Source organism: Endozoicomonas atrinae (assembly GCF_001647025.1).
Taxonomy (GTDB): Bacteria; Pseudomonadota; Gammaproteobacteria; order Pseudomonadales; family Endozoicomonadaceae; genus Endozoicomonas; species Endozoicomonas atrinae.
The window spans coordinates 1-583 of the sequence record NZ_LUKQ02000743.1 but is presented as its reverse complement, the minus strand read 5'-3'; the positions used below and the strand labels follow the sequence as shown (position 1 = coordinate 583).

Annotated in this window: 1 protein-coding gene; it reads left to right on the top strand. The window is 55.2% G+C overall.

All coding sequences use genetic code 11. The features are described from left to right. Positions 1-155: 155 nt before the first annotated feature. A partial coding sequence (locus tag AK963_RS34360) for a hypothetical protein (protein ID WP_238593909.1) occupies positions 156-583 on the top strand: 428 nt, incomplete at its 3' end.

Genomic DNA, 583 nt, shown 5'->3' with positions numbered 1-583 from the left:
GCAACCATGAGAAGTGGGAGAGCGAGGGTGATGAGTGGAAACTGATCGAGCGCCAGAGCATTGAGCCGGATATTGAATGGGCCAGTGTCTTTGATCTGTTTCCCGATCCCTATTCCCACGATCCCGGCAAGCCCAACGATCTGTTCCGCCGCCATGTGCTGACCAAACATGAGCTACGGGAACTGGCAGGGAGTCACGGTTTCGAGACCGAGACCATTCACGCCATTCTTATGGAGTCTCCCCAGGGGAACCATGTCCCTGAAGATTACGAACGAGAGCTGCGTAATATCAACGACAACGATGAGCAGCATGTGACACCTAACCGTTTTGATGTCCTCGAGTACTGGGGGCCGGTGGATGGCCAGCAGCTGAAAGAATACGGCGTTACCGACATCGATGAGCAGGCCGAGTACCAGGCCAACATCTGGATCTGCGATGGCCGGATGATCATGGCACGGCTCAACCCGTTGAAGCCGGAAGCGATCCCCTACAAGTTTGTTCCCTACGAAAGTGTGCTGCACCGGTTCTGGGGCATCGGCATCCCCTACATGATGAACGACAGCCAGGATGTGATGAACTCCAC